The organism is Planctomycetota bacterium (assembly GCA_039819165.1).
Classification (GTDB): Bacteria; Planctomycetota; Phycisphaerae; order Phycisphaerales; family UBA1924; genus JAHCJI01.
The window spans coordinates 2,119,681-2,132,367 of the sequence record JBCBSM010000001.1 but is presented as its reverse complement, the minus strand read 5'-3'; the positions used below and the strand labels follow the sequence as shown (position 1 = coordinate 2,132,367).

Genomic DNA, 12,687 nt, shown 5'->3' with positions numbered 1-12,687 from the left:
CGGAATGGCCATGAGCACCAACTGGTCCGACGACATCGTGGTCGCGCAGCTGGACGACGAGCCGGCGCTCAGCGATGAGCTGGCGACCATCCAGGACAAGCTCGACGCGATGGAGGGCGACCGCACGCCGCACGTCGTGCTGGACTTCGACAAGGTGAGCTACGTCAACAGCTCCAACATCGCCCAGCTGCTCAACCTGCGGAAGACGCTCGAGCCCGCGGGCCGGCAGATGCGGTTGTCGGCGGTGCGGGGCGAGGTGTGGGCCGTCATGCAGACCACCGGGCTCGACCGCGTGCTGGCGTTCTCGCCCGATACCATGACCGCGCTGGCCATGCTGCAGCTCGGGGCCGATGCCGCGGGGGCGGACGACGAGGCCTGATCCGCGGCCGGCGCGGGAGCGGACGACGTGGGCCCGATCCTCGCCCTGATCATCATCGCCAGCGTCTCGCTGCTGATCGTCCGCATGGGTGCGATCGCGCTCGCCCGCACGGGGCTGTCGAGCACGACGGCCGACTTCCAGGCGACCAGCGCCTTCTTTGGGGTGGGCTTCACGACGAGCGAGGCCGAGCTGGTCGTGGGCCATCCGGTGCGCCGGCGGATCGTCCGCGACCTGATCATCGCGGGCAACATCGGGCTGACCGGCGCGCTGGCGGCGATCATCGTGACCTTCGCGAGCGATTCGGGCGACTCGGGCATGCCCTGGACGACGAAGCTGGTGATCGCCGTCGCGACGATTGCCGCGGTCATCCTGGCGGCCAAGCTGGGCGTCATCCGGCGGGCGCTGGACGCCGTCGTGGGCCTGTCGCTCCGCAGCGCGGGTGTCGATCGGCCGCTGGACTACGAGGTTTTGATGCAGCTGGGCGACGGCTACGCGGTGCTGGAGGTCGACGTGCCGCAGGGCCACTGGCTGCACGGCAAGACGCTCGCCCAGACGCGGCTGGGCAGCATGGGGGTGCTGATCCTGGGCGTCCGGCCGATCCGCGGGGCCTACATCGGCGCGCCCGATGCCGCCACCACGCTGTCGCAGGGGGACCACCTAACGGTGTACGGGCGGGAGGCGGCGGTCGAGGACCTCGCCGAGCTGCCGCACGCGACGTTCGTGGAGCGGCACGCCGGAGAGAAGCACCTCAAGTCGATCTAGACTGCGGTGTACGGCCGGGCTTCACGCGGAGGATGCAGGCATGAAGGGCAAGCTGAAGCTGGCGGCGATCGGGGCATTCCTGGTCGTCGATCTGGTGATCGTGGCGCTCATCGTGGCGTGGGTGCTGATCGACAGCATCGCCGCGAGCGGCATCGAGCGGGGGGCCAGCTATGCCCTCGCGGTGCCCGCCGAGGTGCAGAAGGCCGACGTCGACATCACCGGCGGCCGGTTCGAGATGGCCGGCCTGCGCATCAGCAACCCGACGGGGTTCGACGCGCCGCACTTCCTGCGGCTGGACGACGCGGGGGTGGAAGTCTCGCTGGGCTCGCTGACCAAGGACGTGGTCGAGCTGCCCGCGCTCACGCTCGATGGCATCGACCTGCACCTGCAGCGACGCGAGGGCAGGAGCAACTACCAGGTCATACTTGATAACCTCGGCCGGTTCGAGAGCGGGCAGAAGGAGACCAGCGAGCCCGCGCCCGACGGCAAGAAGTTCGTCATCCGCGAGATCCGCATCGAGAACGTCTCGGTGCACGCCGACCTGCTGCCCGTGGGCGGCGAGCTGACCACCGTCGACCTGATGGTGCCCGAGGTGCGGCTGAGCAACGTCGGCAGCGGGGGCGAGCCGTTGAGCATCGCCGACCTGACCGGCGTGCTGGTCAAGGCCATCCTGCAGTCGGCCATCGAGGTCGGCGGTGGGGTGCTGCCGGCGGACATCATCGGCGACGTGCAGGGCAAGCTCGGCGAGCTCGAGGACCTGTCGGCCCAGGGCGTCGAAATGGCGACGCAGATCGTTGACGATGCGACGCAGGCGGCACAGCAGGCGGCACAGCAGGCGGCCGACGACGCGACCCGCGCGATCGACGACACGGTCGATGAGGTCGAGGGCGCGGTCGAGGACGTCGAGGACACCGTCAAGGAGACGGGCGATCGGCTGCGGGGGCTGATCCCGGGTGGGAAGAAGGACGAGCCCAAGAAGGACGGCGGCGGCTGAGCTTATGAACGAGGCCGCTGCCTTGCTGCGTACCACGAGAACTACTCGTACATAAGAAAAGCCCCGAAGGCAAGTCCGGGGCTCGTTCGTGGTTTCGCAACGTCGCGGATGCGGCGTTCGGCTACTTGTCCTCGTCCTTGACCTTGTACTCCGCGTCGATGACGTCGTCGTCGCTGGCGTCGGCATTGGGCTTGGGCTCGGCCTCGCTGGCGGACTGCGCGCCCTCGGCGCCCTGGGCCTCGTAGATGGCCTTGCCCAGCTCCATGGCGGCGGCCTCCAGCTCCCGGCTGGCGGCCTCGATGGCGTCCTTGTCGTCGCCCTTGAGCTTGTCCTCGAGGTTGGAGATGGCCGACTCGATGGTGCTCCGCACGTCGCCGGACACCTTGTCGCCGTGCTCCTCGAGCTGCTGGCGGATCTGGTGGACCATCTGGTCGCCGCGGTTCTTGGCCTCCACCATCTCGCGTCGCCGGGTGTCCTCGGCGGCGTGGGCCTCGGCGTCGCGCTTCATCGTGTCGATCTCGTCCTCGGACAGGCCGCCCGAGTTGGTGATCTTGATGTCGGCGCTCTTGCCGGTCTTCTTCTCGGTCGCGGTGACCTGGAGGATGCCGTTGGCGTCGATGTTGAACTCGACCTCGATCTGCGGCATGCCGCGGGGCGCGGGCGGAATGCCCTCGAGGTCGAACTGGCCCAGCAGGCGGTTGTCGGCGGCCATGGGCCGCTCGCCCTGGAAGACGCGGATGGTCACGCTGGGCTGGTTGTCGGCCGCGGTCGAGAAGACCTCGCTCTTCTTGGTGGGGATCGTGGTGTTGCGTTCGATGAGCTTGGTCATGACGCCGCCCATGGTCTCGACGCCCAGGCTCAGGGGCGTGACGTCGAGCAGCAGGATGTCCTGCACGTCGTCGGTGAAGACGCCGCCCTGGACGGCCGCGCCGATGGCGACGGCCTCGTCGGGGTTGACGCTCTTGTCGGGCTCCTTGCCGAAGATCTCGCGGACGATCTCCTGCACCTTGGGCATGCGGGTGGAGCCGCCGACGATGACGACCTCATCGATCTTGCCGGCGTCGAGCTTGGCGTCCTTGAGGGCCGCCAGGCAGGGCTCGCGGAGCCGCTTGTTGAGGTCCTCGCAGAGGCTCTCGAACTTGCTGCGGGTCAGCGAGATCTGCAGGTGCTTGGGCCCGGTGTCCGTCGCGGTGATGAAGGGCAGGTTGACGCTGGTCTCCTGCATGGTGGACAGCTCGATCTTGGCTTTCTCGGCGGCCTCCTTGAGCCGCTGGAGCGCCATGGCGTCGCCGCGGATGTCGACGCCCTCCTGCCGCTTGAACTCGTCGGCGAGGTAGTCGATGAGCCGCTGGTCCCAGTCGTCGCCGCCCAGGTGGGTGTCGCCGTTGGTGCTGAGGACCTCGAAGACCGAGCCGGTCTCCTCGTCGGAGCCGATCTCGAGGATGGTGATGTCGAAGGTGCCGCCGCCGAGATCGAAGACGGCAACCTTCTCGTTGGCGGTCTTCTTGCCCAGGCCGTAGGCCAGCGCGGCGGCGGTGGGCTCGTTGATGATGCGGCGGACGGTCAGGCCCGCGATCTCACCGGCGTCCTTGGTGGCCTGCCGCTGGCTGTCGTTGAAGTAGGCCGGCACGGTGATGACCGCCTCGGTGACGGCCTCGCCCAGGTAGTCCTCGGCGACCTTCTTGAGTTCCTGGAGGATGAAGGCCGAGATCTGCTGGGGCGTGTAGGTCTCGCCGCGGACCTTGACGCTGACGAACTCGTCGGCGCCACCCGCGACCTCGTAGGGCACGTTCTTCTCTTCGGCGGCGACCTCGCTGTGGCGGCGGCCCATGAACCGCTTGATCGAGTAGACGGTGTTCTTGGGGTTGGTCACCTGCTGGTGCTTGGCCTGCTGGCCCACCAGCCGCTCGCCCTTGTCGGTGAACGCGACGACCGAGGGCGTGGTGCGGTTGCCCGAGGCGTTGATGAGCACCTTGGGCTCGCTGCCCTCCATGACGGCGACGACCGAGTTGGTCGTGCCGAGGTCGATGCCGATGATCTTGGACATGTGCTGGGTCTCCCTTCGAGCCCCGCGGTGGCAAGGCGACCGCGGCCATGGAAGCCGTGCAAGCCCGATGCCAGCGGCGGGCACCAGCATTGGCGGCCCGCAGCGGGGTTGCTAGCCGGCGTCGGGAGTCGCGGTGGGGTCTGGCTCTGCCGTTGTGGCAGGGTCGGCCGGGCCGTGCCTCAGCGGGGCCAGCACGTCAACGCCGAGGCAGCCCCGGAGCAGCAGCAGGCTGCCCAGGAAGAGCCACAGGCCGACGAAGACCCCGCATCCGACGCTGGGCGGCTGCATGCGCTCCACGCGGCGGCGGATCCGCTTGAGTTCGTGCTCCTCGGCGCCCATGCGGGACTCTACCCATCCCCCGTGGCGCGAGGGGCTGAATCGTCGCCGTCGGAGGCCGGCGCGGTGTCGGCGGTCCAGGGGCCCGGGCCGGCCATCAGAGCCTCCAGCGGGGGCAGCGGCGGCACGCCGGCGGCGGCGCGCTTGCGGTTCTCGGCGTCGATCTCCGCCCGCCCATCGCCCGATGTCTGCACGTGGCCGGCCGTCCAGACCAGCACGAGCGGCTCGGCGGCGCCGGGCCCGGGGAGCTGCATGAGGATCGCCAGGTCGGGGTGCCGCTGCGGGTCCACGCCGTGGTGGGTGAACACCAAACGCCCGATGCGGTGCGCGGTGACGCCCGCGGGCCACTGCGCGGTGGCCTGCACGATGGCGGGATGCTGCGCCGCGTAGACGCTGGACGGGAGGTCCACGATCCGCGTGCTGCCGTGGACGCGGGGGCTTGTGCCGTCGGCGTTGGCGAAGTCCCGGGCGGTCACGCCGTTCCAGCCGATGAGCTCGGCCCCGTGGGTCGGCGTCGTGCCGAGATGCATGGCGAGCCGGAGCGAGTCGGCGACGCGCTGGGTCTCGCCCCGGATGCCGGTCGTGCCCCGCCAGGCGGCCGGCCCGGTCATCGGCGGGGGCTGCGGGGGCGCGATCGGCGTGGGCATGATGCCGACGGCGAGCAGGACGTACCCGCCGACGAGCATCGCGATCATCACCAGCGGCGGCGCGAGGGCCGAGAGCGCCGCGCGGCCGCCGCGGCCCCCGTGGGCGCGGGCCATCGCGACGCTCGCGCAGACGATCCACACCAGGATGGCGACCGGGTAACCGGCGCAGGGAATGAGCGTGAGCAGCCACGCGCCCGAAGTGAACGCGACGGCCTGGGTGGTGCGGCCGATGCCCTCGTTGTCCCGGGTGACGAGGGATAGCAGGCCGTGCGCACCGGCGATCCAGAGCAGCATGGCGACGGCCGGCACGAGCACGCCAAGGACGCCCACCGTGGCCGCCGACGCCAGGATGGCCGGCCCTGCACCGCCGCCGGGCGACGTGAGCGCGATGAACCCCCCGAAGAGCAGCATGCCCACCACGAAGACGGCGGCAAAGTTGAGCAACGCATAGCGGAGTGCCGCACCGGCGGGGCCGATGGCGGGCGTGCCCTCGATCAGGAGGGCCGGCTCACCCAACCCCCTATAGAAGGTCTTCTGCCAGCGCGTGCGGAGCGGCAGGTTGGGCGCGAGCCACGGGTTGCCGGCCTGCATGGCGTTGCGATCGTCGACGCCCTCGATCGGTCGCACGAGCATCTCGTCCATGTCGAGGTGCGCGCCGCAGCCCACGCAGCCGAACGTGCGGGGCACGAGGTGGCCGCTGCGGGAGGTGCCGTAGTAGGCCGTCTCGCAGTGCGGGCAGCAGAACCGCACGGCGTTGGGCGTGAAGCGCAGGCCGCTGGGCTTGAAGGGCGTGCCGCACTCGGGGCACGGGCCGGCCTTGAGGTTCCAGAGCGGATAGTCGCAGCTAGGGCATCGCATGCCGCTCGGCTCCGCGGAAGTCGAACGGCAGCCCGCATTCGGGGCACACGCCCGGAACAAGGTCCTGCAGCGCATACCCGCAAGCGCGGCAGGCGTGCTCGCCCCGCCAGGCGAGGACGTCGATACGAATGCGCTCGCGCCGGAGCCAGAACAGCAGGAACGCGGGCCAGATGCAGGCGATCGCCGTGCCCGCCACCATGAACCCGGCGTTGAACCCAAGCGGCACCTGCTGGCCCTGCTGCTGGAGGGCGGCCTGCGTCGAGAGCACCTGCACCGCGGCGCCGATGATGTTCATGGCGATGGCGTACCACGCGAAGATCACGGCGAGCCGGACGCCCGAGGGCTTGCGGCTCAGCAACTGCACGCCGGCGGCGAGGTGCAGGATCGAGACCGGGATCTTCGCCACGGCCGCGACCATCTGCAGCCACCAGGCGATGCCGCCCTGCGGCGGCATGCCCGGCATCTGCGAGGCGATGGGCATCGCGATGAGGCCGCAGAGGTTGCCCAGCAGGGCGAGCCCGCCGAACACGCAGCACAGCACGCCGATGACCGTGGGCCACACGGGCCGCCGCGCCTCGACGGGTCCGCCGGGTATCGTCGGTGGCGCGTGGGTTTGCTGTGCACCGGGGCCTGGTTCCACGTCGCCTCCGCGGGTTCCCGCCAAGCATACCGGCGGGAGGCGGCCATCGAGCGCACGGGCGAACACGGACGGCGGGCGATCGTCGTCGGCGGAAGCGGCATGCTGGCGGGCGTCGCCGTCGCGCTGGCGCGGGACGGGTGGTCGGTGGCCGTCCTTGCGCGTGGCCGACCGAGGCTCGCGACGCTCGAGCGGCGGCATGGGGCGATCCGGGGTGTCTCGGTCGACTATGCCGATGCCGCCGCGCTCGAGCGGGCCATCGCGGGCGTGCCGCCCGCGGACTTGGTCGTCGCCTGGATCCACTCGACGGCGCCGGACGCGGCCGGCATCGTGGCGCGGCTGGCGGCGCGGCCCGTCGCGTTCGTGCACGTACTGGGTAGCGCCGCGCGGGACCCGGCGGCCAATCCGGCGGCGGCCGAGATTCGCGCACTCGCGGGCGTGGACTACCGCGAGGTCGTGCTCGGGTTCGTGCGCGAGGGCGGCGTCTCGCGGTGGCTCACGGACGAGGAGATCTGCGGCGGCGTGCTGCAGGCCATCCGCAGCGGGCGGGCGCGCTCCGTTGTCGGCGTGCTCGAGCCGTGGTCCGAGCGGCCCGGGTCGACCTAGGACGCGGCGGCTCCCGGGGCGTCGGGGCGAAGGCGATCGGCATGCACGATCTGGATGACGGCCAGCCGGCGGCAGCCGCGGCACATGCCGAGCGTCGCCTTGGTGGCGTTGCGGTTGCCGCCCAGGCGGATGCCGCCGACGCTGGCGAGCGTCCGCGTGCAGCCGCACCGCAGGCATCGCACGTGCCAGCCCGGCGCGAGCGACTCGGGCAGGTCGGGCGGCGGGGCCGACCGAACAAGGCCGGCGATGCGCGGGACGGCCACCGCCACGCAGGCGATGCCGAGCGCGAATCCCAGGATGAGCCACACCCAGATGTCCATGTCAGGAGTGTATTCGGAGAAGCGGGCCGCTCGTTTCGGCCGCTGGATCGCTCGATCGCGAGGCTCGCGCTGGGGCGCGGGCATGTTCGTAATTTTCAGAAATGTTTGAAAATCAGGCCTCCGAAGCTATACTGGGGCATGACCGTTCCCGCGACCGAACCGATGTCCGCCGGCGGGGTGCGGGTGAGCGATCCCGCCCTGGAGCCCATCGCCGAGGCGGTGCTGGCGGGCCGCCGCCTGACGCTCGACGATGGTGAGGTGCTCTACGCGACGGGCGACCTCTGGGGCGTGCTGGCGCTGGCCGACGCCGTCCGCCGTCGCCTGCACGGCGACGTGGCCTACTACAACATCAACCGCCACATGAACTACAGCAACGTGTGCGCGCTGTCGTGCAAGTTCTGCGAGTTCTACCGCAAGAAGGGCGACGACGGCGCCTACACCCGCGACCTGGACTACATCCGGGATGAGGCGCGCAAGGCCATCGAGACCGGCGCCACCGAGATGCACATCGTCGGCGGGCTGCACCCCTATCTGCCCTGGGACTATTACCCCGACATGATGCGCGCTATTCGTGAGGTAGCGCCCGCGCTGCACATCAAGGCCTTCACCGCCGTGGAGATCGTCCACCTCGCCAAGATTGCCAAGAAGTACAAGCGGGCCGACCGCAAGGCGGGCATCCGCGCGGTGCTGGCGGAGCTCAAGGAGGCCGGGCTCGGCTCGATCCCCGGCGGCGGCGCCGAGGTCTTCGACGATCGCGTGCACGACCAGGCCTACCGCGGTAAGATCCGCAGCGACGAGTGGCTCGACGTGCACCTGGTGGCGCACGAGCTGGGTCTCAACAGCAACGCGACCATCCTGTACGGGCACATCGACCAGCGTCGCGAGCGGCTGGTGCACATGGAGATCCTGCGGCGAGCCCAGGACCAGGCGCTCCAGCGGCTGGGCTACGAGGGGGATCCGGCTGGCTTCGTGGCCGAGGGCCTGGCGGCGACCGATGAGATCGAGGCGTCGCCCATCACGCTGACCCGGGAGGGCGTGCCCCAGCCCACTCCGGCGATGGCCGAGCGCACCGCGGGCTACTTCCAGACCATCATCCCGCTGCCGTTCATCCCCGATGGCAGCGAGATGGAGCACCTATACGGCCCCAGCGGGCTGGAGAACCTCCGCACGCTGGCGGTCGCCCGGCTGATGCTGGACAACTTCCCGCACGCCAAGGCCTTCTGGATCATGCAGACGCTGGGCATGGCCCAGCTCATGCTCGAGGCCGGCGCCGACGACATCGACGGCACCGTGGTGTGGTACGACATCACCAAGGTGGGCGGGTCGAGCACGCACCAGGAAACCAGCGTGGTCGATCTGCAGCGGGCCATCCGCGAGGCGGGCTTCGAGCCGGTGGAGCGGGACACGCTGTACCGCCGGGTGGAACGCGATGGCCGGGCGTGGCGGGTCGTCGAGTAGCGCGAACTAAGCTCCGAGATGCGTGGCCTGGGCTACGACTGGCGTGATGAGCGGCTGGCGTTCGCCCTCTTCGTGGCGATCGTTGTGTCCCTCGGCGCGTTCGTGCAGGCCATCGCCATCCGCGGGCCTTCGCTGGATGCCGACGCGTTCCAGATGCTGCACGGGCCGGCGATCGGCGTGTACGGCGCGCTACTCGTGGCGTGCGCGCGGCCAACGCGGGCGTTGCTTTGGTCGCCGGTGGTCTTTGGACTCGGGCTGACGTACCTCCTGTGGCTCGCCGGCGCGAGCGCGGCGCTGTCGGCGGCGGGGCTCATGCCCGCAGCGGGGTCGGGAAAGCGCGCTGCGCTGCTGGGCGTGACCGGTGTCGTACTGGGCGCCGCGATCACCGCGGGCGCATGGCGCGCCTGGGTGGCGGTGGCGCTCGCAGCCGCCGTGTGCGTGGCGGCGCTGATGCCCGTCGTGGGCGTGCCGCGCTGGCTGGGCTTCCACGAGGTCGGCGGCGGCGCGCTCGTGCTGCACCTGGGCTTTGCGTGGACGCTCTTCGTCGCGACCGCGCTGCGGACCTGGCAGATCGTGCCCGAGTTCGCCGCATGCCCGGCCTGCGGCTACTCGCTCCGAGGCCTGCCCGAGAAGGTGTGCCCGGAGTGCGGGACGCGGGCGTAGCTGGCGTAACCGAGGTCTCGTGCCGACGACCTATTCAAAGTGGGACTCAAGGTCCCGACCGATCTCGGTGGCCGTTTGATAATCGCAGGCCTCCTCGCCCTCGTGGCTCGCCGCGGCCGCCATCACCTCGATGGGCCGGACGCGGATGGGCCTCACACGCGATCGCCGTCGCAGGGCTTCGGCTTTTTCAGGCGTCGGTGCGTTGACGGCCAGCTTCTCGAGCATTGCCGAGTCCTCTGCACGCTCCTGCGGGTCGGTCTTCTCCGCCACCGTCGCATAGTCCATGAGTCGAATGGCCACCGAGTCCAGCACGGCCAGCACGAAGGTGGAGCAGGTCAGGCCGGCGAACTCCTCCGCATTCGCGAGCTCGCCGTCCTCGGTGAAAACGCCCTCGGGATGGTCATAGCCGAAGGCCAGTTCGGGATTACGCTTGCCGATCATGCGGGCTTGCGTGATCGCGAGCACCGCGATGTGCGGATCGACCTGGATGTGCACATACCGGCCGCGATCGGGAATGTCGGCGATGCGAACCCCGTCGGACCCGACCATGTGCACCCAGAACGGGGGGAGTTCCTCCTCGGCGTCTGCACACGCGAGGCCGCAATGGTCCTTGATGGGCATTGCGACGCCCAGCATCGGACGCGTCACCTGCGAGGGAGAGAGCGGCAGTTTTAGCGGGGAGGCATTCGACCGTCGTCTAGGCATAGCGGTCGAGGATAGCGGATATGCGCTCCGGTGGGTAGGACAGGTCCTGGTGCAGGTGGAGGCGGATGGCCTCGACGAACCTGGGGCGGACCCGCATCTTCTCCTTGACCGAGTTCGTCTTCATGACGAACGCGAGCAGCAGGTCAAGCGGCACGATGCGCGAGACGGGGAGCTGGTGCATGATGGCTTCGACGTGCGTGAATCGTTCGGCGCCGAGCAGCTCGTCGAGCTCCTCGAACACCAGCTCCCGCGCCGTCGAGGCAAGGCCATCCTCGTACAGGGCCACCGCTCGCCGCACGAACCAGGGGCAATCGTCCAAGACCGCCGGATCTTGCTCACGGAATAACGCAAGTGCGCTCGGCCGGTTTTCCTTATCCGAGGATGACTGACCGTTGGAGCCCGGTGCCTGGTCTGGTAGCTTTCGTCGGGCTTCGGTAGATTGTTGAGACTCAGTCGCAGGGCCAGATCGCGGGGAGGCCTTCTTGGTTCGTCTTGTCGTCTTGCGGGGTTGGAAGGCACTCTTAGGGTTGGCCATGATGTGGACCCAGACCTCGATTCTAAGATGAGGTATTCGATCTTCGACTCGACCTGGTTGCAAGCCTTCGCAAGAGTGGCCGAAGAGTCTAGCTCTCGGCCCTAGAAAACACCCGCTGGCCCGACGCAGCCGCGGCGACGTGGTCGGGCGGCAGATTGTCGAACTCGTCGAGGCGTTTGGCCCGGGCGGCCTTCGCGGCGCGGTGCTGGGTGTAGAGCATGGCGCCCGCGCCGACGACGGCGAGGCTGCCGGTGGTCCACTGCAGGCCGGTGAGCACCTCGCCGAAGATCGCGAGGCTCGCGATCGCGACGCAGAAGGGCTGGAGCTGGATGACGCCCGATGCGACGGCGACGCCCAGGCGGTTGATCGACATGTAGTAGCCCACGTGCCCCAGGGCGATGCCGATGACGGCGCTGAAGAGCACCAGCGCGAACTGCGTGAGCGTGAGGGCGCCGGCGTCGGACCAATTCGTGGGCAGGGCGGACAGGCCCGCGCTGGTGCCCAGCAGCAGCATGAGGGCGATCATCGCGGCGGCGGTGTACTGGCTGATGGCGGCGAAGGCGACGATCGAGTTGACGCCCTGCATCAGCTTCCGCACGCTGAGCGCATAGCAGGCGAACAGCACGCCGGCGGCGACGGCGAGGCCCACGCCGGCGAGCAACGCCAGCCGGGGGCTGTCGGCCAGATAGCCGCTCGCGGTGGCGGCGGTCTCCTGCTTCTGCGGCGCGAGCAGCATGGTCGCGATGGTGCCGCCGATGACCAGCGCCATGCCCGCCAGGAACAACGGCCGGCGGATGATCGCCCGTTCCGCGGGGAAGAGCATCGCCGCACCGATGGTCACGCACACGATGTGGACCCGCAGCGAGAAGGTCACCAGCCCGGGATCGATGAAGTAGTGGGCCCACGTGAAGCAGACCTGGCCGATGGCGTTGACGACCGAGGGGATGATGGCGGCCTTGAACAGCCCGGCGGGCAGCGAGCGGCGGAAGCCGCCGATGAGCAGCACGGGCAGCCACATGACGGCGGCGGCGCCGTAGCGCCAGCCGTTGCTGGTCCAGCCGTCGATGTCCTCGGCGAAGTAGCGGAGGAACAGCGGCACGCTGCTCCAGCCGACCAGGGTCATCAGCACCAGGCCGATGCCGGTTGCCTGGGTGCGGGATGGGTCCGCGCCGGCTCCGTCAGGTGCCACCGTCGCCGCCTTCTGCGGCGACCGCGTCGGGCGTGGGACCGCGGTCGGCGGGCCTGGGCCGTGCGGCGAGCATCGCAACGAAGGCCGCCAGGCTCACGAGCGCGATCACGGCGAGGGCGTTGCGGAGATAGGCCTTGTCGTACGGCGTGGCGTCAGCAGCCTCGAAGTAGGCCAGCCGGGCGTCCGCGTCGTCGGGTTGGTCGCCGGTTGCGACGGCGTCGGTCCAGGCTTGCTCGGTCTCGCGGTAGTCGGCCGATGCCTGGTGCGACACCCACGCCCGCTGGCCCACGCCGATGCCAACAACCAGGGGCAGCAGGATGCCCAGGTGGATGCCGATCATGCCGATGGGCTTCGCGACCGACAGCAGGGCGGCCATGCCCGCACACAGCAGGCTGAGCACGGCGATGGCGGCGGGCACGATGAGCGCGGTCTTGGCGTTGGCCTGCGCCGGAGCCAGCGCGAAGGCGATCACGCCCATGGCGACGACGGCGATGGCGTACCCGACCAGGATCGCGACGGCTTTGCCCATGCCCGAGGGTAGGGGAGGCCGG

Annotated in this window: 15 protein-coding genes; 6 read left to right on the top strand and 9 right to left on the bottom strand. The window is 69.9% G+C overall.

Annotated elements, in window-relative coordinates; genetic code table 11:
- The first annotated feature begins 10 nt into the window (after positions 1-10).
- Genes AAFX79_09335 through AAFX79_09325 form a run of 3 tightly spaced genes read left to right on the top strand, consistent with a single transcriptional unit; the run spans position 11 to position 2,135 of the window.
- Positions 11-379 carry an STAS domain-containing protein gene (locus AAFX79_09335; GenBank protein ID MEO1008759.1) on the top strand — a complete coding sequence of 123 codons (369 nt, stop codon included), beginning with the start codon at positions 11-13 and terminating at the stop codon, positions 377-379.
- Positions 380-406: 27 nt separating this feature from the next.
- A complete protein-coding gene (locus AAFX79_09330) occupies positions 407-1,141 on the top strand; it encodes a TrkA C-terminal domain-containing protein (GenBank protein MEO1008758.1) in 735 nt (244 codons plus the stop codon).
- 40 nt (positions 1,142-1,181) lie between these two features.
- Positions 1,182-2,135 carry an AsmA family protein gene (locus AAFX79_09325; protein ID MEO1008757.1) on the top strand — a complete coding sequence of 318 codons (954 nt, stop codon included), beginning with the start codon at positions 1,182-1,184 and terminating at the stop codon, positions 2,133-2,135.
- 121 nt (positions 2,136-2,256) lie between these two features.
- Here AAFX79_09325 and dnaK read toward each other — a convergent pair whose 3' ends face one another.
- The 4 genes from dnaK to AAFX79_09305 form a co-directional block, all read right to left on the bottom strand.
- Positions 2,257-4,182 carry a molecular chaperone DnaK gene (gene dnaK, locus AAFX79_09320; protein ID MEO1008756.1) on the bottom strand — a complete coding sequence of 642 codons (1,926 nt, stop codon included), beginning with the start codon at positions 4,180-4,182 and terminating at the stop codon, positions 2,257-2,259.
- Between the two features lie 111 nt (positions 4,183-4,293).
- Positions 4,294-4,521, bottom strand: coding sequence for a hypothetical protein (locus tag AAFX79_09315; GenBank protein MEO1008755.1), 228 nt, complete (start codon positions 4,519-4,521; stop codon positions 4,294-4,296).
- Positions 4,522-4,529: 8 nt separating this feature from the next.
- A complete protein-coding gene (locus tag AAFX79_09310) occupies positions 4,530-6,023 on the bottom strand; it encodes a hypothetical protein (GenBank protein MEO1008754.1) in 1,494 nt (497 codons plus the stop codon).
- Positions 6,010-6,585 (bottom strand): hypothetical protein, encoded by a 576-nt coding sequence (locus tag AAFX79_09305; protein ID MEO1008753.1) that lies wholly within the window; start codon positions 6,583-6,585, stop codon positions 6,010-6,012. The genes AAFX79_09310 and AAFX79_09305 overlap by 14 nt, the downstream gene beginning before the upstream one ends.
- A gap of 45 nt (positions 6,586-6,630) precedes the next feature.
- Between AAFX79_09305 and AAFX79_09300 the strand changes: the two genes are divergently transcribed.
- Positions 6,631-7,266, top strand: a complete 636-nt coding sequence (locus tag AAFX79_09300) for a short-chain dehydrogenase (protein ID MEO1008752.1) — start codon at positions 6,631-6,633, stop codon at positions 7,264-7,266.
- Here the strand turns inward: AAFX79_09300 and AAFX79_09295 are convergent.
- Positions 7,263-7,586, bottom strand: coding sequence for a hypothetical protein (locus AAFX79_09295; protein MEO1008751.1), 324 nt, complete (start codon positions 7,584-7,586; stop codon positions 7,263-7,265). The two genes, AAFX79_09300 and AAFX79_09295, sit on opposite strands and share 4 nt — an antisense overlap.
- Before the next feature lie 138 nt (positions 7,587-7,724).
- Between AAFX79_09295 and AAFX79_09290 the strand changes: the two genes are divergently transcribed.
- Both AAFX79_09290 and AAFX79_09285 read left to right on the top strand, forming a co-directional pair.
- Entirely contained in the window at positions 7,725-9,044 is a 1,320-nt protein-coding gene (locus tag AAFX79_09290; GenBank protein MEO1008750.1) for a radical SAM protein, read from the top strand.
- 18 nt (positions 9,045-9,062) lie between these two features.
- The gene (locus tag AAFX79_09285) at positions 9,063-9,707 is read left to right on the top strand and encodes a hypothetical protein (GenBank protein MEO1008749.1); all 645 of its coding nucleotides are present in this window, start codon (positions 9,063-9,065) and stop codon (positions 9,705-9,707) included.
- A gap of 30 nt (positions 9,708-9,737) precedes the next feature.
- Here AAFX79_09285 and AAFX79_09280 read toward each other — a convergent pair whose 3' ends face one another.
- From AAFX79_09280 to AAFX79_09265, 4 genes are all read right to left on the bottom strand, one after another.
- The gene (locus AAFX79_09280) at positions 9,738-10,328 is read right to left on the bottom strand and encodes a hypothetical protein (protein MEO1008748.1); all 591 of its coding nucleotides are present in this window, start codon (positions 10,326-10,328) and stop codon (positions 9,738-9,740) included.
- Between the two features lie 76 nt (positions 10,329-10,404).
- Positions 10,405-10,731: a hypothetical protein gene (locus tag AAFX79_09275; GenBank protein MEO1008747.1), complete on the bottom strand. Its 327-nt coding sequence runs from the start codon at positions 10,729-10,731 to the stop codon at positions 10,405-10,407.
- A 304-nt stretch (positions 10,732-11,035) separates the two neighbouring features.
- Positions 11,036-12,136, bottom strand: a complete 1,101-nt coding sequence (locus tag AAFX79_09270; protein MEO1008746.1) for a DMT family transporter — start codon at positions 12,134-12,136, stop codon at positions 11,036-11,038.
- The gene (locus AAFX79_09265; GenBank protein ID MEO1008745.1) at positions 12,126-12,665 is read right to left on the bottom strand and encodes a hypothetical protein; all 540 of its coding nucleotides are present in this window, start codon (positions 12,663-12,665) and stop codon (positions 12,126-12,128) included. The genes AAFX79_09270 and AAFX79_09265 overlap by 11 nt, the downstream gene beginning before the upstream one ends.
- Between the last annotated feature and the right edge of the window lie 22 nt (positions 12,666-12,687).